This window comes from Phenylobacterium sp. 58.2.17 (assembly GCF_026411515.1).
Lineage (GTDB): Bacteria > Pseudomonadota > Alphaproteobacteria > Caulobacterales > Caulobacteraceae > Phenylobacterium.
On the sequence record NZ_JAPMTQ010000017.1, the window covers coordinates 1 to 25,927 of the forward strand.

27 protein-coding genes are annotated in these 25,927 nt (G+C 68.0%); 13 read left to right on the forward strand and 14 right to left on the reverse strand.

Going from position 1 to position 25,927, the window contains the following annotated elements:
* From OUA97_RS12720 to OUA97_RS12740, 5 genes are all read left to right on the forward strand, one after another.
* The coding region (locus tag OUA97_RS12720; RefSeq protein ID WP_267232269.1) for a TrbI/VirB10 family protein at positions 1–673 on the forward strand (673 nt) is incomplete at its 5' end.
* On the forward strand, positions 670–900 hold the full coding sequence (locus OUA97_RS12725; protein ID WP_267232270.1) for a DUF2274 domain-containing protein: 231 nt from the start codon (positions 670–672) through the stop codon (positions 898–900). The genes OUA97_RS12720 and OUA97_RS12725, both read left to right, overlap by 4 nt.
* Positions 901–1,015: 115 nt before the next feature.
* A complete protein-coding gene (locus tag OUA97_RS12730) occupies positions 1,016–1,384 on the forward strand; it encodes a hypothetical protein (RefSeq protein WP_267232271.1) in 369 nt (122 codons plus the stop codon).
* 97 nt (positions 1,385–1,481) lie between these two features.
* On the forward strand, positions 1,482–2,732 hold the full coding sequence (locus tag OUA97_RS12735; RefSeq protein WP_267232272.1) for an SAM-dependent methyltransferase: 1,251 nt from the start codon (positions 1,482–1,484) through the stop codon (positions 2,730–2,732).
* A gap of 33 nt (positions 2,733–2,765) precedes the next feature.
* Positions 2,766–3,017 (forward strand): hypothetical protein, encoded by a 252-nt coding sequence (locus OUA97_RS12740; RefSeq protein WP_267232273.1) that lies wholly within the window; start codon positions 2,766–2,768, stop codon positions 3,015–3,017.
* A 12-nt stretch (positions 3,018–3,029) separates the two neighbouring features.
* Here OUA97_RS12740 and OUA97_RS12745 read toward each other — a convergent pair whose 3' ends face one another.
* The 4 genes from OUA97_RS12745 to OUA97_RS12760 all read right to left on the reverse strand — a co-directional run bounded on the left by OUA97_RS12745 (position 3,030) and on the right by OUA97_RS12760 (position 6,954).
* Positions 3,030–3,287: a helix-turn-helix domain-containing protein gene (locus OUA97_RS12745; RefSeq protein WP_267232274.1), complete on the reverse strand. Its 258-nt coding sequence runs from the start codon at positions 3,285–3,287 to the stop codon at positions 3,030–3,032.
* 6 nt (positions 3,288–3,293) lie between these two features.
* Positions 3,294–3,851, reverse strand: coding sequence for a hypothetical protein (locus OUA97_RS12750; protein ID WP_267232275.1), 558 nt, complete (start codon positions 3,849–3,851; stop codon positions 3,294–3,296).
* A 41-nt stretch (positions 3,852–3,892) separates the two neighbouring features.
* The gene (locus tag OUA97_RS12755; protein WP_267232276.1) at positions 3,893–6,520 is read right to left on the reverse strand and encodes a TonB-dependent receptor plug domain-containing protein; all 2,628 of its coding nucleotides are present in this window, start codon (positions 6,518–6,520) and stop codon (positions 3,893–3,895) included.
* 236 nt (positions 6,521–6,756) lie between these two features.
* Positions 6,757–6,954, reverse strand: coding sequence for a heavy-metal-associated domain-containing protein (locus OUA97_RS12760; RefSeq protein ID WP_267232277.1), 198 nt, complete (start codon positions 6,952–6,954; stop codon positions 6,757–6,759).
* Positions 6,955–7,204: 250 nt separating this feature from the next.
* Between OUA97_RS12760 and OUA97_RS12765 the strand changes: the two genes are divergently transcribed.
* From OUA97_RS12765 to OUA97_RS12775, 3 genes are all read left to right on the forward strand, one after another.
* Positions 7,205–9,742, forward strand: coding sequence for a heavy metal translocating P-type ATPase (locus OUA97_RS12765; RefSeq protein WP_267232278.1), 2,538 nt, complete (start codon positions 7,205–7,207; stop codon positions 9,740–9,742).
* 54 nt (positions 9,743–9,796) lie between these two features.
* Positions 9,797–10,195, forward strand: coding sequence for a Cu(I)-responsive transcriptional regulator (cueR, locus tag OUA97_RS12770; protein WP_267232279.1), 399 nt, complete (start codon positions 9,797–9,799; stop codon positions 10,193–10,195).
* Positions 10,196–10,275: 80 nt separating this feature from the next.
* The gene (locus OUA97_RS12775; RefSeq protein WP_267232280.1) at positions 10,276–11,580 is read left to right on the forward strand and encodes an RES domain-containing protein; all 1,305 of its coding nucleotides are present in this window, start codon (positions 10,276–10,278) and stop codon (positions 11,578–11,580) included.
* Positions 11,581–11,583: 3 nt separating this feature from the next.
* Here OUA97_RS12775 and OUA97_RS12780 read toward each other — a convergent pair whose 3' ends face one another.
* The 7 genes from OUA97_RS12780 to OUA97_RS12810 all read right to left on the reverse strand — a co-directional run bounded on the left by OUA97_RS12780 (position 11,584) and on the right by OUA97_RS12810 (position 17,752).
* Complete coding sequence (locus tag OUA97_RS12780; protein ID WP_267232281.1) at positions 11,584–11,883, reverse strand: glutaredoxin family protein; 300 nt, start codon at positions 11,881–11,883, stop codon at positions 11,584–11,586.
* Positions 11,884–12,009: 126 nt separating this feature from the next.
* Entirely contained in the window at positions 12,010–12,471 is a 462-nt protein-coding gene (locus tag OUA97_RS12785) for a RidA family protein (RefSeq protein WP_267232282.1), read from the reverse strand.
* Positions 12,472–12,506: 35 nt separating this feature from the next.
* A complete protein-coding gene (locus OUA97_RS12790; RefSeq protein WP_267232283.1) occupies positions 12,507–13,253 on the reverse strand; it encodes an amino acid ABC transporter ATP-binding protein in 747 nt (248 codons plus the stop codon).
* Positions 13,250–14,365 (reverse strand): amino acid ABC transporter permease, encoded by a 1,116-nt coding sequence (locus OUA97_RS12795; RefSeq protein ID WP_267232284.1) that lies wholly within the window; start codon positions 14,363–14,365, stop codon positions 13,250–13,252. Before OUA97_RS12795 ends, OUA97_RS12790 begins: the two co-directional genes overlap by 4 nt.
* Positions 14,362–15,516: an amino acid ABC transporter permease gene (locus tag OUA97_RS12800; protein WP_267232285.1), complete on the reverse strand. Its 1,155-nt coding sequence runs from the start codon at positions 15,514–15,516 to the stop codon at positions 14,362–14,364. The genes OUA97_RS12795 and OUA97_RS12800 overlap by 4 nt, the downstream gene beginning before the upstream one ends.
* 5 nt (positions 15,517–15,521) lie before the next feature.
* On the reverse strand, positions 15,522–16,568 hold the full coding sequence (locus OUA97_RS12805; RefSeq protein ID WP_267232286.1) for an amino acid ABC transporter substrate-binding protein: 1,047 nt from the start codon (positions 16,566–16,568) through the stop codon (positions 15,522–15,524).
* A 17-nt stretch (positions 16,569–16,585) separates the two neighbouring features.
* A complete protein-coding gene (locus tag OUA97_RS12810) occupies positions 16,586–17,752 on the reverse strand; it encodes a trans-sulfuration enzyme family protein (protein WP_267232287.1) in 1,167 nt (388 codons plus the stop codon).
* 187 nt (positions 17,753–17,939) lie between these two features.
* Here OUA97_RS12810 and OUA97_RS12815 point away from each other — a divergent pair, with 187 nt between their 5' ends.
* The 3 genes from OUA97_RS12815 (at position 17,940) to OUA97_RS12825 (ending at position 21,350) form a co-directional block, all read left to right on the forward strand.
* Positions 17,940–18,848 carry a LysR substrate-binding domain-containing protein gene (locus tag OUA97_RS12815; RefSeq protein WP_267232288.1) on the forward strand — a complete coding sequence of 303 codons (909 nt, stop codon included), beginning with the start codon at positions 17,940–17,942 and terminating at the stop codon, positions 18,846–18,848.
* Between the two features lie 108 nt (positions 18,849–18,956).
* Entirely contained in the window at positions 18,957–21,065 is a 2,109-nt protein-coding gene (locus OUA97_RS12820; protein ID WP_267232289.1) for a TonB-dependent receptor, read from the forward strand.
* A gap of 63 nt (positions 21,066–21,128) precedes the next feature.
* On the forward strand, positions 21,129–21,350 hold the full coding sequence (locus OUA97_RS12825; RefSeq protein ID WP_267232290.1) for a hypothetical protein: 222 nt from the start codon (positions 21,129–21,131) through the stop codon (positions 21,348–21,350).
* Here the strand turns inward: OUA97_RS12825 and OUA97_RS12830 are convergent.
* Positions 21,347–22,192 carry a LysR family transcriptional regulator gene (locus OUA97_RS12830; protein ID WP_267232291.1) on the reverse strand — a complete coding sequence of 282 codons (846 nt, stop codon included), beginning with the start codon at positions 22,190–22,192 and terminating at the stop codon, positions 21,347–21,349. The genes OUA97_RS12825 and OUA97_RS12830 overlap by 4 nt on opposite strands.
* Positions 22,193–22,485: 293 nt before the next feature.
* Here OUA97_RS12830 and OUA97_RS12835 point away from each other — a divergent pair, with 293 nt between their 5' ends.
* Positions 22,486–23,400, forward strand: coding sequence for a HEPN domain-containing protein (locus OUA97_RS12835; protein ID WP_267232292.1), 915 nt, complete (start codon positions 22,486–22,488; stop codon positions 23,398–23,400).
* A 32-nt stretch (positions 23,401–23,432) separates the two neighbouring features.
* On the opposite strand, the gene OUA97_RS12840 is transcribed toward OUA97_RS12835, so the two are convergent.
* On the reverse strand, positions 23,433–24,254 hold the full coding sequence (locus tag OUA97_RS12840; protein ID WP_267232293.1) for a hypothetical protein: 822 nt from the start codon (positions 24,252–24,254) through the stop codon (positions 23,433–23,435).
* Positions 24,255–24,665: 411 nt separating this feature from the next.
* Positions 24,666–25,229: a hypothetical protein gene (locus OUA97_RS12845; protein ID WP_267232294.1), complete on the reverse strand. Its 564-nt coding sequence runs from the start codon at positions 25,227–25,229 to the stop codon at positions 24,666–24,668.
* Positions 25,230–25,479: 250 nt separating this feature from the next.
* Between OUA97_RS12845 and OUA97_RS12850 the strand changes: the two genes are divergently transcribed.
* Positions 25,480–25,887, forward strand: coding sequence for a helix-turn-helix domain-containing protein (locus tag OUA97_RS12850; protein WP_267232295.1), 408 nt, complete (start codon positions 25,480–25,482; stop codon positions 25,885–25,887).
* Positions 25,888–25,927: the final 40 nt, after the last annotated feature.

Sequence of the window (25,927 nt, forward strand, 5' to 3'; positions counted from 1 at the left end):
TCGGCAGCGTCAGATGTGTATAAGAGACAGGGCCAAGCGCGCCTTCCTCGCCGCGCCGCCGCCGTCGACCCTGGCGAGCGGCCGTCTGGCCGCGCCGATCTCGCCCCATGTGCTGCAGGCCGGCGCGGTCATCGCCGCGGCGCTGATCACCGGCGTCCGCTCCGACCTGCCAGGGCCGATCACCGCCCAGGTCACCCAAAACGTCTACGACAGCCCGACCGGCCAGCTCCTGCTGATCCCGCAGGGCGCGCGCCTGATTGGAACCTACGATTCCGAGGTCTCGTTCGGTCAGACCCGCGTCCTGCTGGCCTGGGACCGGCTGATCCTGCCCGACGGCCGAGCAGTCGCGCTCGATCGCCAACCTGCAACCGACGCCGCGGGCCGATCGGGCCTGCAGGACGAGACCGACGAGCACTGGGGCGCGATGGCCAAGGCGGCCCTACTTTCGACCCTGCTCGGCGTCGGCGCCGAACTGGGCGCGGACGACGACGACGACGACAGCCTCGTGCGCGCCCTGCGCCGCGGATCCCAGGACACCCTCAACCAGACCGGTCAGCAGGTGGTCCGCCGGCAGCTGAACGTCCAGCCGACCCTGACCCTGCGGCCGGGCCTGCCGCTCCGGGTGCTCGTCACCCGCGACCTGATCCTGCCGCCCCCGGAGAACCGACCATGACCAAGCTCAAGCTGAGCGCCCTGGCCGACGACAAGCCGGTCCGGCTGACCCTGGACCTGCCTGCCGCTGTCCACCGTGATCTGGTCGCCTATGCCGGCGCCCTGGCGCGAGAAAGCGGCCGGCCCGTCGAGGAACCGGCCAAGCTGATCGCCCCGATGCTGGCGCGGTTCATGGCCACTGATCGGGCGTTTGCGCGTCTTCGTCGCGCGGCCGAGGCCGGGGGATGACGCGACCAGCCTGCTCCTCCAGAGGTGGCCTTCAGCGGGCGCGGACACCGGGCGGTTGCTTGACTCTTTCGTGCATCAGAATGAGAACATTAAGAGAACATTCAGGAGGCCGATGATGAGACCCCAGGCGCAATCCGCGCGCTCCACGCGGCGGTATGACGTGTCGCAGCCTGCCGACCGGCCTCGTCCCGACTATCGGCCGGTCGAGACGCTCGACCCCGAGACGCGGCAGATCATCGAGGAGACGGCGCTTGAGGAGATCGAGCATTTCGCCGCCTGGGGCGATCCTCTCGCCATCGAACGGCTCGCGGCGGCGGGGCGGTGCGCGGAGTGGTCGTCGGACGAAGGGACCGCCATGGCCTGGCAGGTGTCCGATGTCATGGACGAGATCGCCAGAAAGCTGCGCGCGGGCCGCGCCGAGCTGACCGGCGCGATGGTCGCTCTGGGTCCGTTGGTCCGGCTGTCGGCGGCGAGATGGCGTTAGGCCGAGGCGTTTCACGCCACAGTTGGGCGCCCGCGCCCGTCCCGGCGAGGGATTGGAGCGGCGTGGCGCGTAATCCAGCTAGCTGCGGAAACCGCCCATGCTGGTCGACTATCTGCGTCGCGCGCTCCTGCCTCCAGGGCTGATCGTCCGTCTGCCCGACGGACGGTCCATCTGTGCGGACCTCGCGCCGTCAGGCGTCGGCCCGATCGTGCGGATCACCAGCTGGGCCGCGCTGGCCAAGATCTGCATCCGGCCGTCCGTTGGCTTCGGCGAGGCCTATATGGACGGCGATCTCGTGCTTGAACGCGGCTCGCTCTGGGACGTGCTCGACCTGATCGGCGCGTCCCGCCCCGCAGCGACGCGTTCGGCCAGCTCGCCGCGCCGCCTCTGCGAGCGCCTTCTCAAGCGCTGGCGCCAGGCCAACGCGCAGGCGGCTGCGCGGCGCAACGTCGCCCATCACTACGACCTGTCTCGCGACTTCTACGCCCGCTTCCTGGACGAGGACCTGCAGTACTCCTGCGCCTATTTCGCCCAGCCGGACATGAACCTGGAGGAGGCTCAGGCGGCCAAGAAGGAGCACATCCTGCGCAAGCTGCGCCTGGCGCCCGGGCAGAGCGTGCTGGACATCGGGTGCGGCTGGGGCGGGCTGGCCCTGACCCTGGCCGAGGAGGCCGACGTGGTCGTCACCGGCCTGACGCTCTCGCAGGAACAGCTGGCCACGGCGCGGACGCGCGCGGCGCAACGGGGCCTGGCCGGCATTGTCCGCTTCGATCTGCTCGACTACCGAGAGGCTGGCGACCTCTATGACCGCGTGGTGTCGGTGGGCATGTTCGAGCACGTCGGGACACCGAACTACGGCGCCTATTTCGAGACCATCGCGGCCCGGCTCACCGACGACGGCGTGGCGCTGGTCCACGCCATCGGCCGTAAGGACGGGCCCGGCCTCACCCAGCCGTGGATCGAGAAATACATCTTCCCGGGCGGCTACATTCCGGCGCTGTCGGAGGTCCTGCCGGCGATCGAAGCCGCGGGCCTTTGGGTGACCGACATCGAGATCCTGCGCGGCCACTACGCCGCGACGTTGCGGTGCTGGCGAGAGCGTTTCGAGGCCAATCGCGCCGACATCGCCCAGATGTACGATGAGCGGTTCTGCCGGATGTGGGAGTTCTATCTGGCTCTGAGCGAGGTGGCCTTCCGTCACCGCGGCCACATGGTCTTCCAGATCCAGCTCGCCAAGCGCCAGGACGCCACGCCCCTGACCCGCGACTACCAGTACCGACCGCGACGGGTGGTGGGCCTGGGCAGCCGGCTCGGGAAGCGGTTTGAACCCCTCGACCGCGGTCGCTAGGATCGCGCCTTTCGCCGGAACGGGACCGCCGCCTTGGGCAAGTACGATCCATTGCGCCGCCATCTCGCCAAGCGCGGCGGCGACGTCCTCGAGTTCAGTTTCCCCGAGCTTGAGCGCCTGCTCGGCGCCTTCCTGCCCAACGCCGCGCGCTCGCAAGACTGGTGGACCAACGACCCGCAGGCCGACCCCAAGATGGTTCAGCGCCTGGCCTGGCTGGAGGCCGGCTACGAGGCGAAGCTGCTTGGCGCCGAACGGGTTCGCTTCCAGCGGCGAAGCGCCCGCTAGGCCGCCCGGCGCCTAAGGCGCGGAGGGGGCGGCCAGACGCCGCCGCAGTTCCTGGAAGGTCGCTACGGGATCGCCGCCGAGCGCCTCGATGAAGCGGCAGAACTCGATGAGCTCCACGCGGCGTTGCCGGGCCTCGATCATATGGATGTGGGAGGCTGAGCGCCGCATCAGCTTGGCCAGGCCCCGCTTGGAGACGCCGGCCCGCAGTCGCTCCTCGCGCAGCAGCTGTGGCAACACGGCGTAGGCGTCGCTGAAGATGACGTTGGGCACGCGGCGCTACTTCGGGAACGCGATCGCCTGCAGGTTCACATAGTAGGCCTCAAGGCCCGTCCCGGCGCCGTCGACCTGATGCAGGACCAGCGAGATGTCGTGGCGCCCCGCCGGCAGGTCATAGACATAGGCGCCGTCGGCCGGCTGGCGGTCGTGCTCGTATTTGTCGAGCGTCTGGACGCTGGGCGCGCCGAGATTGACGCGCTTGATGACGGTGAGCGGCCCATCGTCCAGCTTCAGGGAGACGCGGACCGAACAGGGACAGCCCTCACCGGTTTCCGCCGCCAAACCGCTGGTGAACTGCACCAGGACATCGGCGGGGGCCTTGAGCTCGACCGTGACCTTGCCGACCACCTGCGGGGCGTCGCCCTTGAGCGGCACCGCGTCGCGATTGGGGGTGTTGTAGTAGGCGATGCCCCGTCCGCTGACGGCGTAGGGCGCCGGCAGGGGGCCCTGCGGATAGGCGTCGGCGCCGGCGGGCGCGGCGTGGCCCGGATGGGCCTGCGCCGCTGGAACGCCCAGGACCAGGCAGGCCGCCAGAACGGCGGTCGATCGAAGGATCATCTCGAACTCCGGGTTTGAGGGAATGCCGTCGGCGTCAGGCGTCAGAAGCGATAGGCCGCCTTGACGTAGAAGAACCGGCCGTTCGTCCCGTAGGGGGCGATATAGGCGTAGGGGAAGATGCCGTTGTTGTCGGCGCCGTTGGTCCCGGCGGCCACGGTGGCGGCGGTCGAGGCGATCAGCTTGTCCGGCATCTTGTCGAAGAGGTTGCTGACGCCGGCGGTCATCGTGAACTCGTCGGTGACGCGGTAGCTGGCCTCCAGGTCGGTGACGATGTCGGCGCCGAAGTGCTGGATGATGTCGGAATTGGCCGAGGTCGAGGAGACCGGGACCAGGGTCACGTCGTAGCCAGGGATCAGGGCCGCGACCTGGGCCGGGGTGCGGTTGGTGAGCGCCACCTGCGAGACTTCGCCATAGCGGGTGTTGGTCAGGTTGATCGACAGCGGGCCTCGCTCCCAGGCGAGGTTGAGCATGATCTTGTCCTTGGGCGTGGCGTCCTTGGTCCGCACCTGCTGGGTGAGGTCAAACAGCGGCGCGGTGATGCCGAGCGCCGCCAGGGGCGCGGGGGTGCCGGCGATCTTGTCGAACTCGGTCTTGTTGAAATTGGCGGCCACCGTGGCGGTCAGTGATCCGTAGTCGCCGAGGTCCTGGCGATAACGGGCGGTGATGTCGACGCCCTGCGTGGTGGAGTCGACGGCGTTGGTGACGTAGGCGACGGCGTTGATGCCGGGGAAGCCGTTGGCGGCCAGCAGGCTGGTCAGGGCCGGGCTGGAGAAGTTCGAGGAGATGACGATGCGGTCCTGGATCTCGATCCGGTAGAAGTCGACCGTCGCGGTCAGCCTGCCGAGCTCGAAAACGCCGCCGACCGAAAGGTTGTTGGAGGTCTCCGGGTCGAGCGGCTTGGCGCCGATCAGCGGGGCGATGGGATCGTTGACCGAGACCACCCGCACGCTCAGCGGCGCGCCGTTGATGAAGCTGATCGAGCTGTTGCTGAAATAGGACTGGGGCAGGGCCGGGGCGCGGAAGCCCGAGCCCACCGAACCGCGCAGGGCCAGGCCCTCGACGATCTGGAAGCGGCCGGCGACCTTGTAGTTGGTGGTGGCCCCGAAGTCGGAGAAGTTCTCGTAGCGAAGCGCGGCCGAGAGGGTCAGGCGCTCGTCGAAGAAGGCCTGCTCGATCTCGCCGTAGATGGCCTTGCTGTCGCGGTCGAAGGTTCCGCTTTCGTCAGGCGTGGCGCCGGGCGCGGGCTGGGAGCCCACCGGGGCGGGCTTGCCGGCGTTGGGGCCGTCGAGGATCGGCACGCCGCCGCTGAGGTAGCTCGCGGGCTCGCCGGCGGTCTTCTCGTACCACTCCTTGCGGTACTCCAGGCCGAGCGCGACCTTCAGGGGGCTGGCCAGGCCGAGCGCGATCTCGCGGCTGAGATCGAAATTGGTCGTCCACTGCTCGAACTTCACCCCGCCGCGATAGAAGTCGGTCTGGCTGGCGGCGCCGTAGGAGACGTTGTTGCTCCTGGTGTAGCTGCCCTTGCTGCGCGACTGGCCATAGAGGGTCGAGAGGTCCCACTTGAAGCCCAGCAGGTCGTCGCCCCGCACCCCCGCGGCCGACGAGAAATTCTCGATGACGTGCTCCTGCAGGGGCAGGAAGCCGTTGGGATGGATGGCCCGGACGGTCTCGTCCTGGCCGGCGCGGCGGAAGAAGTTGTAGCTGGTTCCTTCGAGGCGGTTGTAGCCGCCGAAGGCGTAGGCGGTGGCGGTCGCCGACAGCGGCAGTTCGGCGTTCACGAACAGGCTGGCGTTGGTGTAGTCCGGCTCGCCGAACACCCAGACATTGCGGTCGAAGGTCGCCTCGCGCGGATCGAGCGCGCCGTTCGAGGGCGTCAGGCCGGTCCCCGAGCCGTAGCTGCCCGACGGCATGACCAGGCCGCCGCCCGGGGCGATCCCGAAATACTGCTGGCGGGTGTCGGGCTTGGCGCGATCGGTGCGCTTGTGGTCCTGGTACTGGCCGGTGATCCGCACCACCCCGCCGTCGCCGATCGCAAAGCCGGCGCCCAGCGCCAGTTCCATGTGGTCGCCGTCGCCGCGCGAGGTCTGGCCGACCTTGCCGGTCATCGAATAGCCGACGGTGTTGTCGAGCATGATGTTGATGACGCCGGCGATGGCGTCGGCGCCGTACTGGGCCGCCGCGCCGTCGCGCAGCACCTCGAGCCGGGAGATGGCGGCGGTCGGGATGGCGTTGAAGTCGTAAGCGACGTCGCCGCGGCCGATCTGGTTGCTGATGTTGAGGTCGGCCGAGGTGTGGCGGCGCTTGCCGTTGACCAGCACCAGGACCTGGCCGGTGGAGAGGCCGCGCATGGTCGGCGGGGCGAGGAAGTCCTGGGCGCCGGCGGCGGCCGGACGCGGGGTGCTGAAGCTGGGCACCGCGACCTTGATCAGGCTCTGCAGATCGTTGCCGCCGCCCTTGCGCAGTTCCTCACTGGAGATGGAGTCGATCGGCGTCGGGGAGTCGGTGACGACCCGCGGGCCGAAGCGCGATCCGGTGACCACGACCTCCTCGACCTGGGCGGTCGGCTCGTCCTGGGCCGCGGCCTGGCCGGCGGCCCCCAGCACGCCGATGATGACGGCGCTCGACGCCAGCAGCCGAGCCCGATGGCGACACACCCCTGTCGTAGCCATGTTGTCGTTTCCCCTCGCTTGGCGCTCTTGGTGAACGCCGGTCTTCGCGACGTTGAGCGGCGGGGGCTAGAAAAACAATTGACCCACGGGCACCACTCCATAAGCCAATGTTATGGCTTCAGAGGCGGCCCGCGGCCCGTGCGAACCTTCGCAAAGGCCGCCCGGGTGCATGGGACAAGGGGCGATGCGCTCGGGGACATCCCAATCGCGCCGTCGCTGTCGCTGCGAAGCGTGACCTAGATCGCGAGCGCGGTATAGCCGGCCAAGTCGAGCGCCTGGGTCACTTGCGCCAGGTCCGCGGCGGTCTCGATGGAGACGGTCTGCGCCGTTAGATTGATATCAAGCGTGGCGCTGGAATCGACGCTGCGCACGGCCCGGGTGACGACGTCCGCGCAATGGCCACAGGTCATGTCCGGAACTGTCAGGGTCAGCATTTCAAACTCCTCGTATCGGGTCGGCCAATCGCCGTACGAGAACTGTCGGGCTTCCAGCGACAGGAAGGTCAAGTGACTTGATGGCGCGGTCCTTCCGAAGCGCAGCGGCTCCCGCCGCGCCAAGAGACATGCGCTTTCCCCCAAATTTCTTGGGTTTGATCTCGGCGCGAACAATCGAGAGCACCCCATTGACCTTCCAGGAACTGGAACCTCTAGACCTCTGGCCGAACGATTTGAGAGGCCCAGTTCCATGAACGCTCCCTTCAACCCGGCCGGCGTCGCCGTCAGGCAAAGTTTCCCGATCGCCGGCATGACCTGCGCGTCCTGCGTGCGCCGCGTCGAGCTCGCCATCGCCAAGGCGCCGGGCGTGGCTTCGGCGTCGGTGAACCTGGCGACCGAAGCGGCCGAGGTCACCTTCGACCCGTCGGCCAAGGCGGACGCCGCCGGCGTGATCGCCGCCATCAAGGGGGCCGGCTACGAGGTCCCCGTCGAAACCTCCGAGGTCGAGATCGAGGGCATGACCTGTGCCTCGTGCGTGCGCCGGGTCGAGCTGGCCATCGCCGCCGTTCCGGGCGTGCTCAAGGCGTCGGTCAACCTCGCCACCGAACGCGCCACGATCGAGACCCTGGTCGGCGCGGCGCCGCGCGCGGCCATCGACGCCGCCATCCGCAAGGCGGGCTATGAGCCGCGCCGCGCCGACGTCGCCGTCTCGGCCGCCGGCGCGGACAGCCGCGAGGAAGCCCGCGACCGCGAGATGGCCCACCTCAAGCGCGATCTGACGATCGCCGCCGCGCTGACCCTGCCGATCTTCGTGCTGGAGATGGGCTCGCACGTCTTCCCGCCGCTGCACCACTGGCTGGCGATGACCATCGGCCAGCAGCCCCTCTACCTGGCGTTCTTCGTGCTGGCGACGGTGGTCCAATTCGGGCCGGGCCTGCGCTTCTACAGGAAGGGCGTGCCGGCTCTCCTGCGCCTGGCGCCCGACATGAACTCGCTGGTCGTCCTGGGGGCGACGGCGGCCTGGGCCTATTCGGTGGTCGCCGTCTTCGCGCCCGGCGCGCTGCCGTCCGGAACGGCCAACGTCTATTTCGAGGCCTCGGCGGTGATCATCACCCTGATCCTGCTGGGCCGTGTCCTGGAGGCCAAGGCCAAGGGCCGCACCAGCGAGGCGATCAAGCGCCTGATGGGCCTGCAGGCCAAGTCGGCCCGAGTGGAACGCGACGGCGAGTTCGTCGATGTGGCGCTTGAGGACGTCACCGCCGGCGATGTCATCCAGGTGCGCCCCGGCGACAAGGTTCCGGTCGACGGCGTGGTGCTGTCCGGGTCGTCCTTCGTCGACGAGGCCATGATCTCGGGCGAGCCGATCCCGGTCATCAAGGGGGAGGGCGCCGAGGTGATCGGCGGCACGATCAACAAGACCGGCAGCTTCACCTACCGCGCCACCAAGGTCGGGGCGGACACGCTGCTCGCCCAGATCATCCGCATGGTCGAGACCGCGCAGGGCTCGAAACTGCCGATCCAGGCGCTGGTCGACAAGGTCACGGCCTGGTTCGTGCCGGCGGTCATGCTGGCGGCCGCCCTCACCTTCGTGGTCTGGCTGGTGTTCGGCCCGGAGCCGGCGGTCGCCTTCGCCCTGGTCAACGCCGTGGCCGTCCTGATCATCGCCTGCCCGTGCGCCATGGGCCTGGCCACTCCGACCTCGATCATGGTCGGGACCGGCCGCGCCGCCGAACTGGGCGTCCTGTTCCGCAACGGCGAGGCGCTGCAGTCGCTGAAATCGACCCAGGTGGTCGCGCTGGACAAGACCGGCACGCTCACCGCCGGCAAGCCGGTGATGACCGACCTGGAGGTCGCGGAAGGCTTTGAGCGGGACAAGGTCCTGTCGCTGGTCGCCGCCGTGGAGGCGCAGTCCGAGCACCCCGTGGCCGACGCCATCGTCACCGCCGCCAAGGCCGAAGGCCTCACGTTCGGCGCGGTCGAGGCCTTCGAGGCGATCCCGGGCTTCGGCGTCAACGCACTGGTCGACGGTCGCCGGATCTCGGTCGGCGCCGACCGGCACATGGCCCAGCTCGGCATCGACGTGCGGGCGTTCGCCGACGCCGCCGTCCGCATGGGCGAGATGGCCAAGACGCCGCTCTACGCCGCCGTCGATGGCAGGCTGGCCGCGATCATCGCCGTTTCCGACCCGATCAAGCCGACGACGCAGCAGGCCATCCGCGCCCTGCATGAGATGGGCCTGAAGGTGGCGATGATCACCGGCGACAACCGGCGTACGGCGGAGGCCATCGCCGCCCAGCTCGGCATCGACGAGGTGGTCGCCGAGGTGCTGCCCGACGGCAAGGTCGAGGCCATCAAGCGCCTGCGCGAGGGCGGCCGCGCGGTGGCCTTCGTGGGCGACGGCATCAACGACGCCCCGGCCCTGGCCGAGGCCGATGTCGGCATCGCCATCGGCACCGGCACGGACGTGGCCATCGAAAGCGCCGACGTGGTGCTGATGTCCGGCGACCTGCTGGGCGTGAGCAACGCCATCGCGCTGTCCAAGGCCACCATCGCCAACATCCGCCAGAACCTGTTCTGGGCCTTCGCCTACAACGCCAGCTTGATCCCGGTGGCGGCCGGCGTGCTCTACCCGGTCAGCGGCACGTTGCTCTCGCCGATGCTGGCCGCCGGGGCCATGGCCCTCTCCAGCGTCTTCGTGCTGGGCAACGCCATGCGGCTGAAGCGGTTCAAGGCGCCGGTGCGCGAGGCGGCCCCGGCCTCGGCGACCGGCCACTGGCCTCGCTCTTGACCTTCCAATCGCTGGAACCTTTATCCTGACACTCTAGGACCGGAAGAACGTGACATGAACATCGGCGCTGCATCGGAAAAGTCGGGCCTGCCGGCCAAGACCATCCGCTACTACGAGGACATCGGCCTGCTGCAGGCCGACCGGGCCAGCAACGGCTATCGCGACTACTCGATGGCCGACGTGCATCGCCTGCGCTTCCTGCAGCGCTCGCGCAGCCTCGGTTTCTCGGTCGAGGAGTGCCGCCAGCTGCTCTCGCTCTACAGCGACAAGGACCGCGAGAGCGCCGACGTGAAGGTGATCGCCAAGACCAAGCTGGTGGAGATCGACCGCAAGCTCGCCGAGCTGACCGAGCTGCGCGACACCCTGCGCCACCTGGTCCGCAACTGCCATGGCGACAACCGTCCCGACTGCCCGATCATCGAAGGCCTGTCGGGCAGGGACCTGAGTCACTAGCAAGGCTCGGGCCCGGGACGCCGTTCCGGCTGTCCTCGTGAACCGTCGCCCGGCAACCAGAAGTAGGCTAGGTCGTCGCTATGGCGCTGCTCTGTCCTCAGTGTTTCGACAACAACGGGCTTCGAAACCGTCTGGTCGCCGTGCGTCCGAACTACGACGAAGGCAAGTGCGACTTCCACCCGACGCGCAAAGGCATACCGGTGGAGGCCGTGTCGGCGATCGTCGATGAAGTATTTCGCCAGAACTATGACTTCGGGGATCCCGCAATGGAGTTCCTCGACGGTGATTTTGTCTACTCCCAACAGGGTGACCGCCTTCGCGATGTTGTCGAAGGGCTTACCGAGGCCGTGGACGAGAGCATCACAGATTTGCTCGTCGCCCAGCTCATCGCCGACGACAACTACTGGCCTGGCGATGGCGAGATGCCGTTCTACCTTGAGTATGACGGGTTCTATGAGCGCATCAGTCACGGCGACGCGGGGCATGGCCAACTCTGGGACGCCTTCTGCCAGACGATCGTGCACGATCAGAGGTTCTTCAATCGCGAGGCCGACGGGCTTCTCCAGGAGATCTTCAAGAACATCCACCTGCAGCGCAGCGAGTCCCGGCTCTATCCGGTGCACGTGCTTCAGCCGGAGACCGCCCCGGCGCTCTTTCGCGCGCGCGTTGTCGATGAGGCCGAACTAAAGGCGGTTCGCCGCGATCCCTGTGTTCAGCTGGGCCCTCCGCCGCGTCGGCGTGGCAGGCCCAACCGAATGAACCCGTCCGGAGTGCTTGCCTTCTACGGTTCGCTGGATCTCACGACCTGCATCTCCGAACTCCGGCCGCTGGTCGGCTCACAGGTTGTCAGCGCGGAATTCCGGATCAGGCGACCCATCGTGGTCCTGGACACCACGCGGTTCGAGGCTCCACCGAAAGAACTGAACCTCTTTGCGAAGGACCATGTTCGTCGCCTCGCTCAGTGGCGCTTCATGCAGCGGTTCATGGCGGAGATCGCAAAGCCGATCTCTCCTTCAGACGAACATATCGACTACATTCCGACCCAGGCCGTGGCCGAGTATCTCAACAAGCTGCATGCCGTCAGGATTGGCAAAGCCGAGCGTCGGATCGACGGCATCCTGTTCAGGTCAGCCCAACGCCCGGCGGGCGTGAACCTCGTGCTCTTTGGCGAGGCGGCGTTGGTGGAGCGGTCCGCTAAGGCGCAGCCGCAGCGACCGCATCTCAGTTCGCCGAGCTTTGATCTCCAGGTCTTCGAGCCGCCACCTCCCGAAGATCCAGGCCTTACGCTCGTTGACGGAACGCTCCGGGTCGACACGGTGACGGAGGCGTCGTTCTCGATGGGTCAGGGCCGCCATCTCAGCGACTCCGACGAGATCGACCTCTAGACGTCACGCTTCGGTCCTCAGCGGCAACCCGAGCGCCTTCATCAGACCTGGCTTTTGGCTCTGGAAGGTCCCGTAAAAGATCTCGGAACCGATGATGGTGATGGGCGCCACCCGTACACCGGTACGCGCCTTGGCTTCATCGGCGATCAGCGGGTTGGTGAGATCGCGTTCTTCGTAGGGGAGGCCTTGCTCGGAGAGCCAACGCTTGAGCGCATGACAGTCTGGGCAGGTCGGGGTCGTGTAGATGAGAATGCTTGGTGCGCTGGCGTCCGGCATGGTCTTGCCCTTCTCTGACTTCGACAAGGTTTCGCTCGCGGCCGATCCAGGGAGCGGCCGAATTGAGAAACAGTGTCGGCAAGGTGCAGCTTCCAGCGACTGGAAGGTCAAGCGCGCTCGTCGCCCGCAAAGAACCTTTTGGGTCGCCGTCCGTCACGCGACCTCGATGATCGCGTCCACCTCCACGGCGAAGCCCAGCGGCAGTTGATAGACGCCGACCGCCGAACGGGCGTGACGGCCGGCGTCCCCGAACACCTCGACCATCAGGTCTGAGCAGCCGTTGATGACCTTGGGAATGTCGTGGAAATCCGGCCCGGCCTGGACGAAGCCGCCGAGCTTGACCACGCGCCGCACCCGATCGAAATCGCCGTCGCAGGCGGCCTGGAACTGAGCGATGAGGTTGAGGCCACAGAGGCGGGCGGCCTCCTGCGCCTGTTCCACCGAGACGTCGACGCCGACGACGCCTTTCACCCCGCCGCCGGCGCCGAGGGACAGCTGGCCCGAGATGTGGACCAGGTCGCCGCTGCGCACCCAGGGGACATAGTTGGCCACCGGCGTGATCGGTTGCGGCAGCGTGAGGCCGAGGGCGGCCAGGCGTTGGTCGACAGCAGACATACGCCGTCCCTTCTTCAATCGGCGGCGCGGCGCGCCTAGTGGAGGATCTGGGCGAGGAACTGCCGCGTGCGCTCGTGCTGCGGCGCGCCGAAGAAGGCGCTGGGCGCGCCGATTTCGACGATCTGGCCGGCGTCCATGAACACCACCCGGTCGGCGGCCTGGCGGGCGAAGCCCATCTCGTGGGTGACGCAGAGCATGGTCATGCCCTCGTCGGCGAGGGAGAGCATGATGTCGAGCACCTCCTTGACCATCTCGGCGTCCAGCGCCGAGGTCGGTTCGTCGAAGAGCATGATCTGAGGGGCCATGCAGAGGGCGCGGGCGATGGCGACGCGCTGCTGCTGGCCGCCCGAGAGCTGGCCCGGGAACTTGTCGGCCTGCTCGGGGATCCGCACCCGTTCCAGATAGCCGCGGGCGATGTCCTGCGCTTCGGCCAGAGGCAGCTTCTTCACCCAGGTGAGCGCCAGGGTGCAGTTCTGCAGGATGGTGAGATGCGGGAAGAGATTGAAGCCCTGGAACACCATGCCGACCTCGCGGCGGGCGGCGTCGATGTTCTTCAGGTCGCTGTTGAGCTCCACGCCGCCCACGACGATCCGGCCCTGCTCATGGGCTTCCAGGCGGTTCACGCAGCGGATCAGGGTCGACTTTCCCGAGCCGGACGGACCGCAGATCACGATGCGCTCGCCCTTGGCCACGGTCAGGCTGACATCGCGCAGCGCATGGTAGTCGCCGTACCACTTGTTGACGCCGGTCAGTTCGACGGCGGGAGGGCTGAGCGTCGTCATCGGGCGGCTCCGAAGGACATGCGGCGCTCCAGCCAGAGGGCGTAGCGGGAGATGCCGAAGCAGATCACGAAATAGATCAGGGCGATGAAAAGGTAGGTCTCGGCGTAGGGGGCGGGCCACGCCGGATCGGCCAGGGCGGCGCGCCCCGAACTCAGCAGGTCGAACAGGCCCACCACCAGCACCAGGCTGGTGTTCTTGACGATCACGACCACGGTGTTTGTCAGGGGCGGGATCACCTTGCCCAGCGCCTGGGGCAGGACGATCAGCCAGGTGGTCTGCAGCCAGTTGAGGCCGAGCGCCCGGGCTGCTTCGGTCTGGCCGGGCGGCAGGGCCTGGAGTCCGCCGCGCAGCACCTCGGCGATGTAGGCGGCCGAGAAGACGGTGAGCGCCACGATGGCGCGCAGCAGCTTGTCCACCGTGACGCCGTCCGGAAGCATCAGCGGCAGCATGATCGAGGCCACGAACAGGATGCTGAGCAGCGGCAGGCCGCGGACCACCTCGATGATCGTCACGCAGACGACGCGGGTGACCGGCAGGGTCGACTGGCGTCCCAGGGCCAGCACGACCGCCAGCGGAAAGCCGAGGCCAAGCGAAGCGACCGTGAGCAGCAGGGTCATGGGCAGGCCGCCCCAGTCGGAGGTCGGCACCGCTTCCAGTCCGAAGAGGCCGCCGCCCATCAGGACCAGGGCGGCCAGCGCGCCGACGAACCAGGCGGCCAGGGTGGCGCGGGTCCAGTTGCGCGGCGGCAGGCTCCAGAGCGCCAAGGCCAGGAAGACCGCGACGACCAGGACCGGCCGCCACTGTTCGGCCGGCGGATAGATGCCGAAGAGGATCTGGGGGTGTTTCTCGCGCAGGAAGGCCCAGCAGGCGCCGACGCCGGTGCAGGCTTCGCCGTCGCCGCTCCAGACCCCGTTCAGCACGCCCCAGGCCAGCAGTTTGGGGACCGCGACCAGCAGCATGGCGCCGATCAGCAGGCTGGCGGCGGCGGTGGCGGCGTCGCCGAACAGAGCGCCCAGCAGGCTGGCGCGCCGCAGCTTGGGCGCGGGCCGTCCCGCCAGGGTCTCGGTGCGCACGAAGACGTCGGCGACGGTGGGGGGAACGGCGTCGGTCATCGCTGCACCAGCGCCACGCGGCGATTGTACCAGTTCATGAACAGCGAGGCCGCCAGGCTGAGCGTCAGGAAGACGGACATCAGGATCACGATGCCCTCCAGGGCCTGGCCGGTCTGGTTGATGGTGGTGGCGGTGACCGAGGCGATCTCCGGGTAGCCGACCACCAGGGCCAGCGTCGTGTTCTTGACGATGTTGATGTACTGGCTGGTCATCGGCGGGATGATCACCCGCAGGGCCTGAGGCATGATCACCAGGCGCAGGGTCTGGCGATCGCTCAGCCCCATCGCCCGGCCGGCTTCCCACTGTCCGCGACCGACGGCTTCGATGCCGCCGCGGATGATTTCGCCGATGAACGCGGCCGAGTAGAGGATCAGCCCGAGCAGCAAGGCGACCAACTCGGGGGTGAGGGTCGCGCCGCCGACGAAGTTGAACCGGCCAAGACGCGGGTCCTCGATCCCGACGCCGGTCAGGATGGCGATCAGCATCAGCCCTCCGGCGACGGCAGCGGCGGTGATCAGACCGTAGCGATGGAGACGGCCGCTCCTTGCGCTGGCCGCGCGCCCGACCCGCGTGGCGATCACGATCGCCGCGACGCCGAGGACCGCGACGAGAGCCAGCAGCTCGCCGTGCGCCAGGCTCAGGGCCGGCAGGTTGAGGCCACGGTCGGAGAGGTGGACGCCGGGCGCGGGGTCGAGGGCGGCGTGGACATTGGGCAGGCCGACGGTGACGGCCGCGTACCAGAACAGCAGCTGCACCACGAGCGGGGTGTTGCGCAGCGCCTCCACGAAGAGCGTGGAGACGCCGGCGGCCAGGGGGTTGGCCGACCGGCGGGCCAGGGCCACGACCATGCCCAGGGCGGTCGCGGCGACGGCGATGATCGCGCCGAGCATCAGGGTGTTGCCGAGGCCGACCACGAAGGCCCAGGCGAAGCTGTCGGTCGGCTTGTAGGGCAGCAGGCTCTCGGAGATCGGGAACCGGGCCGAGCGGGCCAGGAAGTCGAAGCCCGCGGTGATGCCGCGTTTGGCCAGGTTGGTCAGGGTGTTGTCGGCCAGCCAGGCCGCGACCAGGACCACCAGCAGGACGGTCGCGGCTTGGTAGATGACGGCGCGGACCTTGGTGTCGCGCAGCAGGTCGAAGGGGCGCCTGGCCATGAGCGTCAGTTGAAGGCGAGCGGGACCATCAGGCCCCCGTCGCGCTGCAGGCGGTTGAGCCCGCGGTCGATCTTCAGCGGGCTGCCGGCGCCGACGTTGCGGTCATAGACCTCGGCGTAGTTGCCGACCTGCTTGACGATCCGATAGGCGAAGGCCTCATCCAGCCCGAGCGCCTTGCCGTTGCCAGTCTCCACGCCGAGGAAGCGCCGCACGATCGGATCGTCCGACTTCAGCTTCTCGTCGACATTGGCCTGGGTGATCCCAAGCTGCTCGGCCATCAGCATGGCCTGAAACGACCATTTGACCGCGTCGAACCACTGGTCGTCGCCGTGACGGACCGAGGGCGTCAGGGGCGCGACCTCGTCATTGGCCGGGATGATGTCGTAGTCGGCCGGGTTGGGCGCCTGGGTGGCGCGCACCGAGGCCAGGGCCGAAGCGTCGGTGATCAGGGCGTCGCAGCGGCCGGAGAAAAAGGCCTGGCGGGTCGCCTGCACGTTGTCGAAGGCCACGACCCGCAGGTCGAGGCCGTAGGCGCGCGAGACGTCGGTGAAGGTGACCTCGGTGGTGGAGCCGGTCTGCACGCAGACCGAGGCGTTCGTCATGTCCTTGGGCGTGCGGATCCCCAGCTTCTTGGGGACCATGAAGCCGACATAGTCGTAGTAGTTCGGGAAGGTGAAGTTCACCCCGTTGCCGTCGCGCGACAGGGTCCAGGTGGTGGTGCGCGGCAGGACGTCGATCTCGCCGCTCTGCAGGGCGATGAGCCGCTGCTGGCCGGTGAGCGGCACGAAGCGGACCTTGTCCTTGTCGCCCAGCACAGCGGCGGCCACGGCCCTGCAGGTGTCGACGTCCAGGCCGCGCCAGTAGCCGGTCTTGTCGGGCATGCTGAAGCCCACGGTGGAGGCGCTGGCGCCGCAGGTCACGTAGCCGCGCTCGCGCACCGCCGCCAGGGTCGCGCCCTTGGCGGCGGCTGATGTCGACGCGCGCTCGCCTTTCGGCGCGCAGGCGCCGAGCAGGGCCGCCAGACCGGCGGCGGCCCATCCGATCCGTCGCATGGCCCTGGCCCCGTCCATCAGCGTGTTCCGAGCGCGCCGAACAGCGCCTCGAGGTCGGCCCACAGCTCGGCCTCGTCCTCCAGGCCGATGCTGATGCGCAGGATGACGCCATCCTCGGTCCAGGGTTTGGCCACGCGATCGGGTTTGATGTCCATCGGCACAATGAGGCTACGCACGCCACCCCAGGAAGCCCCGATGGTGAAGGTCTTCATCGCGGTGAGGGCCGGTTCGAGCGCGGCCTCCACCCCGGGCTTCAGCACCACGCTGAACACGCCGCTGGCGCCGCTGAAGTCCCGCTCCCAGAAGGCGCGGCCAGGGCAGCCGGGCAGGGCGGGATGCAGCACTCGGTCCACCCCGGGCAGGCCGACGATCTTCCTGGCGAACTCGGTTCCCACCCGGCCGACATGGGCCAGGCGCACGCCCATGGTCTGCAGGCCGCGCAGGGCCAGCTGGCATTCGTCGGGGGAGACCCCGATGCCGATCATCCGGGTGGTGTCCTTGAGCGCCCGGTGCAGCGCCACGTCGCGCACGCTGATCGAACCCAGCAGAAGGTCGGAATGGCCGCCGACATACTTGGTGAGCGCCTCCATGACGAAGTCGGCGCCGTGCGCCAGCGGCTTGAACAGCAGCGGGGTGGCCCAGGTGTTGTCGCAGCCGACCAGGACGCCCTTGGCGTGGGCGGCGGCGATGATCGCCGGCACGTCCTGGAATTCCATGGTCGTGGAGCCAGGGGACTCGATCCAGACGAGCTTGGTGCGCGCGTCGATCAGGTCGGCGACATCCGCCCCGATCATCGGGTCATAGACCACATGGTCGATGCCGCGGGCCGCCAGATAGTTGATGCAGAAGCTCCGCACCGGCGGGTAGCAGGTGTCAGGGATCAGCACCTTGTCGCCGGGCAGCAGCACGGTGAGGAAGACGATGGTCACCCCGGCCTGGCCGGAGGGCACGATCACCGTCCGCTCTCCCTGCTGCAGGGCGGTCAACTGGGCTTCGAGCACCCGCGTCGTGGGCGTGCCGTGCAAACCATAGCTGTAGCCGTCCGGTCCCCGGTCCTTGCGGTTGGAATAGGCGGCGGCGTCGTCGAACACGATGGTCGAGGCCCGGTGGGTCGGAACGGCCAGACTGGCATAGCCCTCTTGCGAAACCTCGGGAAAGCGGACGATGCGGGACAGGTCTTTCATGGAGCTCCTCGGGATGTCGAGCGACCCGGTCGCCCACCCCGCTTGCACTCAGCGAACCGGCCGACAGGGCGTGCCGCGCCCGGGCCGTGACCGAAGCGACCGCGCCAGGATGTTGATCGGCGCCTAGAAATACAATTGACCCAACAGCACGCCTCCATGCATGAACCTTATAGGTTGAGGGCGCGGCATGAACTTTCGGCAGCTGGAAATCTTCCGGGCGGTGATGATCAGCGGCTCGGCGTCGCGCGCCGCGGACCTGCTGCAGATCACCCAGCCGGCGGTCAGCCGGGCGGTGGGCGAGCTGGAGGACGCGCTGGGCTTCCTGCTGTTCGACCGGGTCCGCGGCCGGCTGGTTCCGACGCCCGAGGGGCGGCTGTTCTTCCGGGACGTCAACACCAGCTTCATCGGCCTCGACACGCTGCGGGCCTCGGCCGCGCGGATCCGGGATTTCGGCTCGGGCAGCATCCGCATCGCCAGCCTGGCCGCCCTTGGCTCCACCCTGGTGCCGCGCGCCATCCGCACCTTCCGCGACAGCCATCCGCAGATCGCCATCACCCTGCAGATCCATTCGTCGTCGATGGTCCGCGACCTGGTCGCCAACCAGCAGTTCGACATCGGGCTGGCCGCCGACGAGGTCGATCTGTCGGGGGTCGATCACCGGGTGTTCGCCAACTCCAAGGCGCTCTGCGCGCTGCCGCCAGGCCACCCCTTGGCCAGCAAGACGGTCATCCGGCCCGAAGACCTCGACGGCCTGCCGTTCGTGGCGCTGGCTCCGGAGGATCGCGCCCGGGCGCGGCTGACCCAGGCGCTCGAGCAGGTCGGCGCTCATCCGGAGATCGTGGTGGAGACGCCGGCCTCGGCGACGGTCTGCGCCCTGGTGCTGGAAGGGGTCGGCGTGGGGCTGGTCAATCCGATGGCGGCCCTGGGCTTCGCCGAACGGGGCCTGGTGTTCCGGCCGTTCGAGCCGGAGGTCTACTTCACCACCTACCTGCTGTTCCGGCCCGACGCGCAGAAGGCCCAGCTGGTCACCCAGTTCGTGGCCGAGCTGATGAAGGCGCGCAGCATCAGCCTGCCGAGCAGCCCGCCGGCGCCCTGACGCCATCTCGGCTGTCCCTTGCGCGACCAGGGGTTTGGATGCGCCCGTCAAAATTGTTCAGGGGCCGGACTTTCGCCCGTTCGTATTTCCCTCAGATAGGGGGAAACCATGACAGCACCTCACGAGCTGCTTCTGAACGCCTCGGCTCTTGGTCTTCTGACCGCCCTGAGCGTCCTGCCGGCCCACGCGCTGGCCCAATCCACATCCAGTACGGCGACACTCGAGGAAGTGGTCGTTACCGCCGAAAAGCGCGAGACCAATCTGCAAGACACCCCGGTGTCGATCACCGCGGTGACCGGCGAGACCCTGCAGGCGATGGGCGTGGCCACCATCGAAGACCTGCAGCTCTTCACGCCCGGCGTCACGATCACCAATGACTCGATGGCGATCGTGAACATCCGGGGCATCGGCACCTCGGCCTTCGGGGTGGCGACCGATCCCAGCTCCACGGTCCACTATGACGGCGTCTACATTCCGCGGCCCACCACCGGCTACCAGGACATGTTCGACGTCGAGCGCGTGGAGCTCCTGCGCGGCCCGCAGGGGGTGCTCTTCGGGCGCAACTCGGCCGGCGGCACGCTGAACATCACCAGCAAGGCGCCGACCCGTGCGCTTGAGGGCGTGCTCAGCGCGACCCTCGGCAACTATGATCGCCGGACCTTCAGCGGCACGGTCTCCGGCCCGCTCGGCGAGCGGGTTCGGGGCCGACTGACCCTGATGAAGAACGACCGGGACGGCATCTACGCTAACCCCAAGACCGGCGAGACCTACCAGAACCAGAACCGCTTCGCCGCCCGCGGGGCCGTCGAGTTCGACGTCACCGAGGCGCTCGAACTGGTGCTGCGCGCCGACTACGGCCGGGATCGGGAGACCGGCTATCCGTCCGTTCGCCTGAGCTACCCGCCGCAGTTCGCCGCGGCCGGCGCCACCATCCCGACCGGCGAGGACCAGCTGATCCTCGACACCCGGCCGCGCAACAATGTCGAGAACGGCGGCGTCTCGGCGACGGCCACCTATGTCACCGCGCCGTTGACCTTCAAGTCGATCACCGCCTACCGCGCCAGCACCATCGACCAGGTGCTGGACGTCGACGCCACCGACCTCTTCCTGCGCAACCTCACGCTCTGGGAGCGCTCACGCTCGTTCACCCAGGAACTGCAGGTGAGCAACAACGACGCCGAGCGGCTCGAATGGATCGTCGGCGCCTTCTACCTTCGGGAGACCGCTCGCGATCAGCTGCAAATCCTAGAGCCGGGCCGCACGCTGGCCCTGCCCGAGGCGAACGTGACCAACGCCGCGGCGCTCTACGGCCAGGCGACCTATGAGGTCATGGATCGGCTGCGGCTGACCGGCGGCCTGCGCTACAGCTACGAGAAGAAGGACTTCAACTACCGGGTCCGCTCGGACGGGGTCGATGTCGGCGGCGAGGCGGTCGAGGCCTCATGGAAGGCCTGGACCCCCAAGGTCGGGGTCCAGTACGACCTGAACGATGACATGATGGTCTACGCCTCGGCGACGCGCGGCTTCAAGTCGGGCGGCTTCCAGCTCGGCGACGGCCGCCCGTTCCGGCCCGAATACATCTGGGCCTATGAGGGCGGGGTGAAGTCCATGTTCTGGGATCGGCGCCTGCGCGCCAACCTCAGCGTCTTCTTCTACGACTACACCGACATGCAGGTGGTCGAGTACATCAACGGCGTGGCGACCACCACCAACGCGGGCAAGGCGACGCTGAAGGGCGGCGAGCTGGAACTGCAGGCGCGGCCGGTGGCGGGCTTGGATCTGACGGCCACGGCCGCCTATCTCGACGCCAAGTATGATCGCTTCTTCGATCAGGGCGTGAGCCTGGCCGGCAAGACCCTGCCCAATGCGCCCAAGTGGAACCTGACCTTCGCGGCTCAGTATCGGTTCGAGCTGCCGGCGGGCCAGGCTCTTACCCTACGAGGCGATGTCGCCTGGCGCGACGAGGTCGAGTTCAAGGCCAACAACCTGCCGCAGTTCGCGGGCGCGGCCTACACGCTGTTCAACGCCCGGGCGACCTATTCGACCATCGACGACCGGTGGGAGCTGGCGGTGTTCGGCAAGAACCTGACCGACGAGCGGTACGCCACCTACAAGACCGTGGGCACGGACGCGACCGGGGTCTCCAACCCCGCGCTGCCGCTCGCGGTCTACGGCGAGCCGCGACAGTACGGCGTCCAGGTGATGCGGCGCTTCTAGGCGCCGATCGCCTCAGTATACGGAGCAACGTGCCTCTTCATCGTTCAACCAGGGAGACTGACCATGTCCAAGATGGTGTTGATCGGAAGACTGTTTCTCGGGCTGGCCTTCGTGGCGCTTGTCGCCGCGCAGGCCAGCGCCTTCACCGGGGGCGTCCTGCTGGGTCTGACGCAGGCTCATCTCTACAGCGATGCGACGGTCCTGGCCCTGCTCGGGATCGGCGCCTTGGTGGACGCCTACTGGCACGGGCGCCCCGAGCGACGGGCGCCGCTGTCCGCGGTCTAGCCCGCCCTGGCCAGGGTGAGCAGCCGGCGGACGGCGGGCTTGGATCTTTGACGCGACCAGATCGCGCCGAAGGCCACCGCCGTCCGCGCCAGCGGCCGATAGGCCACGCCGCCCGGGTTCAGGGCGGTGGCCGACTGCGGCACGACGGCCAGCCCTTGGCCCAGGGCGACCAGCTGCAGCACGGTCTCACGGCCGGCCGCCTGGGGCAGAAGGGTCAGGGGGGCGGCGCGCTGGCCGATCTGGGCGATCACCCGGTCGGTCAGCTCGCATCCCGGCCAGGTCAGCAGCGCGCGTCCGTTCAGGTCGCGGCGCTCGATCCGCGCCTTTGCCGCCAGGGACGAGCCTTCGGCGCAGGCGACGAAGAGGCGCTCGGTCCAGAGCGGCAGGCCTTCGCATCCCGCGGCGGCCGGCGGTCCGGCCAGGAAGGCCAGGTCGAGCCGACCTGCCTGCACGGCGCCCACCAGATCGGACGACGGGCCTTCGCGGATCGAGAGCCGGAGCCTGGGGCTCCTGGCGGTGGCCGTTCGCAGCAGATCGGCCAGATAGCCCGGCGTCAGCGGCGCGGCGAGACCGATGCGGACGAGATCCTGCTCGGCGCGGGAGAGGGCGGTCACAGCGCCCACGGCCTGGGCCAGCTGCGTCACCGCGCTCTGGGCCCCTTCCAGGAACCGCGCGCCCACCTTGGTGAGGCGCACCCCGGCCGCGCCCCGATCGAAGATCGCCGCGCCCAGGCGGTCCTCGAGTTCGCGGACGCGGCGGGAAATGGTCGACTGCTGGACGTTGAGCGCGCCGGCGGCGCGCCGGAAGCTGCCGTGCTCGGCGGCGCCCAGCACGTAGCGCACATGATGCAGCTTGATGGCGGCGGCGTTCAGCCGCGCGCCGGCGGCCGCCAGGTCCGGCGCGGCGAGGTTGGTTGCGGCGTTGATCGCGGGCTGCGCCAGGACCTCGCCTCCGCGCGGCGGCGGTCCCCATATGACCGCCCGGCGACATGCAACGGGGACTTGCGCGCGATGACCAGTCTATTGTCCGGATATACGCGCAATATCCGCGCCGCTGAATTTGGCTGGCGGGCCTTTCCCTCGCAGCCGAACCGGCTTTTCCTGCTCCCCTCCACCAAGAGGCCCCTCGGGACCCGATGAAGACGCGTCTGGATCATCTGCCGGCCGGCAAGCGCCACGAACTGGAGTTCGTGATCGAGGTCCTGCGCGAGGGGTTCGCCGAGGCGATCTCGCGCCGGACCATGCCGCGTTTCAAGAACGGGCGGATCCTCAAGGTCATCCTGTTCGGCAGCTACGCCCGCGGCGACTGGGTCGAAGATCCGGTCGGCCGATACTTCTCCGACTACGACCTGCTGGTCGTGGTCAGCCACGAGGACCTCGCCGACCTCGCCGAGTTCTGGGACAAGACCGAGAAGCGCCTGCTCAAGGAGCTGGCCTCCGGCGAGAAGCTGCGGACCCAGCCCAGCCTGGTGGTCCACAGCCTCGACGACGTGAATGAGAAGCTGAAGCTCGGCCGCTACTTCTTCATCGACATCCTCAGCGACGGCATCGAGCTCTATGCCGAGCCGGGCCATCCTTTCGTCAGCCCTCAGCCGCTGTCGCCCCAGGACGCCTTGGCCGAGACGAAAGAGTACTTCGCGAAGTGGTTCTCGGATGCCGCGGGCCTATTGGACACTGCGCATCTCGTTCAAGAGCGTGGCCGGCTGAATGAAACGGCCTTCCACTATCATCAGGCCGCCGAGAAGTTTTATCACTGCCTTCTCCTGGTACTGACGCTCTACAGCCCCAAGACCCACCGCATGAACCGTCTGCGCGATCTGGCCGAGGAACTGGACGGCCGGCTGATCGGCGTCTGGCCGGGCTCGAACAAGATCGAGCGCCGCTGCTACGACCTGCTCCGCCGCGCATATGTCGAGGCCCGCTACTCGCCCCGCTACAAGATCACCGCCGAGGAGCTGGCCTGGCTCGACGAACGGATCACCCTGCTGCAAGGCCTGGTGAGGGAGATCTGCGAAGAGCGGATCAGGGCGCTGGAGAGCCAGGTCGGCTGAGCGCGCGTCCGCTGGGCGCGCCGTGATCTCGCCTAGGCGATGCCCTTGCGCTCGTTCTGGGCTTCCAGGCGGTCGCCGAGCACGCCAATCAGGTGGAAGAGGAAGTCCGCCATGACCAGCATGTTCAGGCTGTTCTGAGCGCTGGAGTAGCTGATCAGCCCGTGAACCGTCGCATGCCGATTCGGCACGGGGTCTGTCTCGCACTGGGCAAGAACGTCGGCGTTCTTGCCGATCTTCAGATAGAGGTGCTTCCGGATCTTCTTGAACAGTTCCATGCCGTACGCGAAGGCCAGAACGTCTCCAGCCGGGAGCTTTCCAACGGTATCGCTAAAGCTGGGCAGGCTCGTGATCCCGTCAAGCGCTCCGTCGTAGAGCCGTGCGCGCGCGACGCGCTCGATCTCCGGAAAGAGCGTTCGCGGCACCAGGCGATAGAGCCCGTGGCGGTGCGCGGCGAGCGCTTCGGCGAATGTGGCCTTGGCTTCTGCGTCGACGCTACGCGCCTCGACGCCGCTCATGAAGTTCTGCTCGGCGAGCTCCCAATGCTGCCGATAGTGGTTCATGAGGATCTCGGAGACCTCCGCGGGCGATGCGTCGAGTGGAACCTTATCGAAGGGCGTGGTGGCATGAGGCAGCCACCCGGCCTGTTCGACCGCACGAGCTTGCGCGCCATTCTTCGCAAGCCGGGCGAAGACCTCCTGGAGGGGAGCAAATGCCTCATGAAGCCCCCGCGTATACGCGGCCATTTGCGCGCCGATATCGGCAATGGCGTTGTTGAGTTCGCGCAAGCCGCGCGGCAGCTCGAGCGCTCCAATCTTGTCGAGATCTAGAACGTATTTCTGTGGGGCTTCGCTCATGCCCATCCCAATACCAATCCTGGCGCAGCTTGGCAGCCGAGTTGAACGCCAACTCCGAACGGGCGCATTTCGGCGAGATAAGCGGTTCATCCCGTTCGGCGCCGCCGTCTTGAGCCGGGTCTCGGGGCGAACGCTGACCTCCCTCACGGATGCTCCGCAGTAGCAGCGCGCAATCGGTCACATGGTCAAAAGGGCGCTCCCAGTCGACATCCGGTGGTCAACGGCCCGATGGCGACCTACTTTCCGCTGAACATGATCCAGCTTTTCACACGCCAAGACCGAGCTAGCCGATCCCGGAGCGGGATCCGCCACGCTCCGTTCTTCCTCGCCATGGCCGTAGGCGGCTTCGCCGTCGCCGTCCTGATGGCCGTGTTTGGCGGGCGGTAGACCGCGTCTCGCGGACGCCGCGCTTCATAGTCGCCTCCGCGATCGCGCCAGCTGTTCCCAAGTCTGTCGGGCATTCACCACCGCACGGGTGAACTCAGGACCGTAGAGGCGGTAGCAGGAGAAAACGATCTCAGCGCCCGCTGGGAAGGTCAGGTTCAGCGCCTCCAAGCCGGGGGTGACGTCGGTGCGATAGATGAGCTGACCTTCGTCCCCCGAGCACCGCAATGGGCGCTCTCCCAGCTTGGACAGGTGAGGGCAGGCATTGAGGGCTCTCGTCGCGCAAGCCCGATGGATGGGCGGCACGTTGCACCCATACCTCTGGGAGCCATCGCTCAGGGTCACCAGAGCGCCAGACGCGACCGGGAAAATGCAACGGTCGTGTCGGGTCGTTGGCTCGCCGCACACATGACAAAGCAGGTCGATCATTCCCCGCCGCTGGCGGGTGACATGCACGGCCGCAAAGAGCGGCTCGCCGACGCCGGCGGCCGGCTTCTGATCAAGCTCCAACATGCCCGGAAAGTCCTGCGACGGCTGCAGCCGGAAAGCTTGCTCCCCGCTCCACGCAACCGACCACGGAGCGTCAGGCATCGTCGCCTCCCATTCCGCTTCTCTGAGCGATCCGCGCCGTGGCAGCGGCAGGGCCCAGCCTACGCCTACCCGGCCAGCTTGCCACTCATTGCTGATCTCGGGAGCCGGCGACGAAGGCGCCATGCGAACCCGATCAGGCTAGTGCACTCGGTTCCGCATTGGCCTCGGCATTGCGGATTCCGACCCCTGTTTCCAGGGGCGCGCCGCCTCCCGTGCGTCTTCCAAGGGATAGCCCAACGGAGCGCCCTTGATGTCGTCGCCCAAGCCCCACCCCGTCGACGTCCATGTGGGCGCCCGCATCAGGCTGCGGCGGAACCTGCGGCGGGCCACTCAGACCGAACTCGCCGAGGCCCTGGGTCTCACTTTCCAGCAGGTCCAGAAGTACGAGCGCGGCTCCAATCGCATCAGCGCCTCGATGCTCTATGGCGCCGCTCTGTTCCTGGACGTCCCGATCCTGGCTTTCTTCGAGGGGCTGCCCGATACGCAGGACCGCGTCGCCTTGGTCGATGGTCCTCAGGCCGCCATGATCGGAGCCTTCCTGAACACCTCCGAAGGGGTGGAATTGGCCACGCTCTTCACACGGCTGTCGCCTCGGCTGCGAAACCAGATGATGGCGTTGATCGTGACCCTGGCCGACGAAATGCCCGAAGCCTCGTGACCTGGCCCAAGTCGGGGGGTGGAAAGACCGTGCGAACGAT

Coding starts and splice junctions, on each gene's coding strand:
- OUA97_RS12760 (WP_267232277.1), bottom strand. CDS start 6,954: ATGCTGACCCTGACAGTTCCGGACATGACCTGTGGCCATTGCGCGGAC.
- OUA97_RS12750 (WP_267232275.1), bottom strand. CDS start 3,851: ATGATCCTTCGATCGACCGCCGTTCTGGCGGCCTGCCTGGTCCTGGGC.
- OUA97_RS12730 (WP_267232271.1), top strand. CDS start 1,016: ATGAGACCCCAGGCGCAATCCGCGCGCTCCACGCGGCGGTATGACGTG.
- OUA97_RS12840 (WP_267232293.1), bottom strand. CDS start 24,254: ATGAGCGAAGCCCCACAGAAATACGTTCTAGATCTCGACAAGATTGGA.
- OUA97_RS12825 (WP_267232290.1), top strand. CDS start 21,129: ATGTCCAAGATGGTGTTGATCGGAAGACTGTTTCTCGGGCTGGCCTTC.
- OUA97_RS12810 (WP_267232287.1), bottom strand. CDS start 17,752: ATGAAAGACCTGTCCCGCATCGTCCGCTTTCCCGAGGTTTCGCAAGAG.
- OUA97_RS12735 (WP_267232272.1), top strand. CDS start 1,482: ATGCTGGTCGACTATCTGCGTCGCGCGCTCCTGCCTCCAGGGCTGATC.
- OUA97_RS12785 (WP_267232282.1), bottom strand. CDS start 12,471: ATGTCTGCTGTCGACCAACGCCTGGCCGCCCTCGGCCTCACGCTGCCG.
- OUA97_RS12835 (WP_267232292.1), top strand. CDS start 22,486: ATGAAGACGCGTCTGGATCATCTGCCGGCCGGCAAGCGCCACGAACTG.
- OUA97_RS12845 (WP_267232294.1), bottom strand. CDS start 25,229: ATGCCTGACGCTCCGTGGTCGGTTGCGTGGAGCGGGGAGCAAGCTTTC.
- OUA97_RS12765 (WP_267232278.1), top strand. CDS start 7,205: ATGAACGCTCCCTTCAACCCGGCCGGCGTCGCCGTCAGGCAAAGTTTC.
- OUA97_RS12790 (WP_267232283.1), bottom strand. CDS start 13,253: ATGACGACGCTCAGCCCTCCCGCCGTCGAACTGACCGGCGTCAACAAG.
- OUA97_RS12775 (WP_267232280.1), top strand. CDS start 10,276: ATGGCGCTGCTCTGTCCTCAGTGTTTCGACAACAACGGGCTTCGAAAC.
- cueR (WP_267232279.1), top strand. CDS start 9,797: ATGAACATCGGCGCTGCATCGGAAAAGTCGGGCCTGCCGGCCAAGACC.
- OUA97_RS12800 (WP_267232285.1), bottom strand. CDS start 15,516: ATGGCCAGGCGCCCCTTCGACCTGCTGCGCGACACCAAGGTCCGCGCC.
- OUA97_RS12755 (WP_267232276.1), bottom strand. CDS start 6,520: ATGGCTACGACAGGGGTGTGTCGCCATCGGGCTCGGCTGCTGGCGTCG.
- OUA97_RS12805 (WP_267232286.1), bottom strand. CDS start 16,568: ATGCGACGGATCGGATGGGCCGCCGCCGGTCTGGCGGCCCTGCTCGGC.
- OUA97_RS12850 (WP_267232295.1), top strand. CDS start 25,480: ATGTCGTCGCCCAAGCCCCACCCCGTCGACGTCCATGTGGGCGCCCGC.
- OUA97_RS12820 (WP_267232289.1), top strand. CDS start 18,957: ATGACAGCACCTCACGAGCTGCTTCTGAACGCCTCGGCTCTTGGTCTT.
- OUA97_RS12725 (WP_267232270.1), top strand. CDS start 670: ATGACCAAGCTCAAGCTGAGCGCCCTGGCCGACGACAAGCCGGTCCGG.
- OUA97_RS12795 (WP_267232284.1), bottom strand. CDS start 14,365: ATGACCGACGCCGTTCCCCCCACCGTCGCCGACGTCTTCGTGCGCACC.
- OUA97_RS12815 (WP_267232288.1), top strand. CDS start 17,940: ATGAACTTTCGGCAGCTGGAAATCTTCCGGGCGGTGATGATCAGCGGC.